2 protein-coding genes are annotated in these 3,247 nt (G+C 54.7%); both read right to left on the reverse strand.

Translation table 11 applies throughout. The features are described 5' to 3' along the window. Positions 1–903: 903 nt before the first annotated feature. Positions 904–1,434, reverse strand: a complete 531-nt coding sequence (locus BLR04_RS40335) for a HEPN domain-containing protein (RefSeq protein WP_143022455.1) — start codon at positions 1,432–1,434, stop codon at positions 904–906. Beyond that, on the reverse strand, positions 1,431–2,603 hold the full coding sequence (locus BLR04_RS39285) for a GmrSD restriction endonuclease domain-containing protein (RefSeq protein ID WP_090774267.1): 1,173 nt from the start codon (positions 2,601–2,603) through the stop codon (positions 1,431–1,433). The genes BLR04_RS40335 and BLR04_RS39285 overlap by 4 nt, the downstream gene beginning before the upstream one ends. Positions 2,604–3,247: the final 644 nt, after the last annotated feature.

Raw genomic sequence — 3,247 nt, forward strand, 5'->3', positions numbered from 1 at the left:
GTCACACTTCCGGCGGCTTCATCAGACACGTGCTCTGATCAGCCACTACCGGCGACGCGGTGACCCATTCCCAGCGGACCTACGAATGTAGTACCGGTAACCGTGGGGGACCATCCCCGCGTGCGCGGGGAGCACGGCATTGAGTCGACCATCCGGGACGCCGGGGCGGGACCATCCCCGCGTGCGCGGGGAGCGCGATCTGTCACGCTCGTTATGCACTTGAGACCGGGAGCATCCCCGCGTGCGCGGGGAGCACAACCCGACCGGCGCGCCGCAGCCCGAGATCCGGGGAGCATCCCCGCGTGCGCGGGGAGCACCCTCGATGACATGCGGGTTTAGCGGCTGCGGAGGCTGTTTTGAAGCACTTTCTTAGAATCGGACATTGCGGACCTCGGGTGGCGGGCCAACGGTGATGGCTGGTGGTGTGATGGGTCTGGTGAGAATGTGCATGTCGGCGGTCGTGCACACGTATTTGGCACAGACACCCGCCAACGATCAGCTACAGCCGTACACCACCGGACACGTCAAAAAGCCCTCAGCCAACGTTCCCGCTGGTCAAGGGTGCTTCGATACTGGTCGAACAGAGTGCCCCCGGCATGATTCGCACCTGCGGCACCCGCTTTAGGAGAGCGGAGGCCACTTCGGCTGTTTTGGCCAGCTGAGCTGGGCAAATAGTCTACGTTGCAACCGGAGCCCACAAGATCATCCCGCATTTGTCCCCGAGCCGGTCTGCGGTGAGCCTGCCGCCGCCCTGCTACACGCCGCTGGTGGTGAGCCACCTAACTGAGCTCCTCGCTACGTATCCGAGTACGTTGAAGGTCGACTTCTCGCCGGTGCTTAGAGCAGGCTGGGGTTGGTTCGGGTCGCGAACCGCTTTCTATTAATGTCTCGATGCATGAGTTGTCAGAAGCTCATCCGAAGTAGCTGAGGTAGCTCTTCCACGAAGGGGCGCCCTTGTTCATAGACATCGTAAACCTCGTCCACGGTCTTGTCTAACACTGCAATTGCATAATTATTGTGTACGAGATAGTTGCGCAACGATCCTATCTCCATAAATGCAGATATGGACCGAGTGAGATCGGCGCGCCCCTGGCAGTATTTCCTCATCCCAGACTTGAAGCCGGAACCGAATAATGCCCAAAAGTTTGTTGCGTTTCGCGCGTTCCAGTCAAAAAGAGAATGGTAATTGCGATGGATTGCTTTCTGGTTCACTAGTTCAAGGATTTTGTTATCGTCGGTTGCATGCTCGCGGATATAGTCGCGTATTGTTTCTGACACTCCCTCTTCGAATTCACTGGCAGCAGCCAGGAGGAGTACCTTAGGGAGCGTGGTTTGAAGAGACGCGTGGAAAGAAAATTGCCGCTCGTTACGTAAGTGCTCCAGGATGTACTTATTGTCATGGTACATTCTCTGTACCGGGGTCAGCGATTTCACCGAGCAAACTCTTTAAGTAGTTCCTCCGTGGCCCTCAAGCGGTTCTTGACGTTTAGTGTCTTGGTAGACCCTTCTTGTGCGTGTTTCGTAAATTCAGTGTTTCTTCCGATTGATTCGACCCACCCTGGTTCTATACGAGATAGCACCCTTCCTTCATCTCGCAGGCTCAAAGCGGCAGTATAGATGGACTCGAAGAGGAGGGGACTGAACCGGGAGGATCCTGCTTTATAGGTATTGCGCGTGCTTGCGGAGTTCAAATCCATAAACCAAAGCCATTCGCTCGAGATTCTTTCGATCCTTGCAGCAGAAAACGATTTTGATTCTTGGCAGAAGCGATTTACGAAGGCCGTCATTGAGCCTCCGTATTGCTCTGTACCCTCTCGTAGCGCGAGGCTGCGCAGGATCACCTCGATATCTTTCATTCGAGAATCGGGTTCTGGCGAGCCCAGCAAGTCGCGCCACTTGCTTTCCTCGTTGAGCTCGAAGATTCTATCAAAGAACTTCGAATGATATAGGCTCGCGCGTATTTCCTGTGGATTCAGATTTACGCCGCCAGTGTTGAGGCGGTTGAACATCTCAAAGATCGAGGAGTTGTCGTTCTCCGGGCTTACTTGTTTAACGATGACGTTCCTGATGGGCCTCAGGTCGAATTGCCGCTTGTAGGTGCCGAGAGTGTCATAGGTCAAGCCGGAGAACTTATTCTTTTTTTGGGCTGATAGATTTGGCAAGCTCAATTTGAACGTTTCGAAGTACTGATCATCCTCGAGTATGTCGGCAGCGATCCCGCCCTCAGTGTTGAAGAATTTCCTGAGTATGCTCCGCTTCTCTTTGCGAGGAAATCGTTGCTTAGCGAAGAAAAAGACTGTCATTAGACGCTGCTGCCCGTCGATAACGAGAAAATCGTTATTGCTTTGCTCGTAAAGGAATATTTGAGGAACGGGAAGTCCTAGAATGAGCGATTCAATCAGCTTCGAAGCTCGCCTTCGGTCCCACACATAGTTTCGCTGGAAGGATGGGATTTTAATAGCACCCTGCTCAATGAAACTATTTATGGTCAGGGTGTTGAAGTCATTTGGCGACGCAACTAGGGAGTATTCATCTATCTGGCTGTCGTCGTCCTCTTTCAATTCTTCGGTGTTGATGAGAAGGTCCGATTCGATAACTGTCACTGGAAGAGAGCCTTTCTGGGGAAGAACCTTTTGTTCTACCAGTACTGCAGTGGTCCTGGGCGACGGAGCGCTTCGAAGTTGTCTTACGATACCGCGCCAAGCTGATACTGGTAAGCCTGTTGTGAGTGGCTTGTGATGCCCGAAGTAGCCGAGGGGAGCGTCTGCGCCGATGCTTCGGTTTCGCCGGGGTGCGGGTCCCGGTAGAGGCTAGCCGACCGAACCCACACTAATCGGGCATTAGGGTGACCCGGAGTAGGGAGGCCAGGGCGGAGTACCAGGAGCCCTGGAGCAAGCGCTAGAGCCCCGTCCTGCAGGTGCAGTGGTCACTGACATCGGGCATCGTGTAGGGCGGTTCTGCTGTACTTCGTTCCCGAAGGCAGCGCTCAGGGTGTAGATACACCCCCTCTTCCGGGTGGCAAGCGATCCCGTACCGCAGGGTCGTCAGCCCCAAAGAGCGGAAGCCCTGGGCAGCCAGCTAGAAACGCTGAATTAAACGATTGCAGGCAATCTCGCGGCGCTTGTCCTCATACTTTCTATCTTGATCTGGTCGGCTACACAGGCTGAATTCGTAGAGTCAGAGAGTCGTGACGGTCCGCCGTTGTAGGTGTACGACCGATGTATGCGCTACGGGCAACGAGGCGGGT

The organism is Nonomuraea maritima (assembly GCF_900100395.1).
Lineage (GTDB): Bacteria > Actinomycetota > Actinomycetes > Streptosporangiales > Streptosporangiaceae > Nonomuraea > Nonomuraea maritima.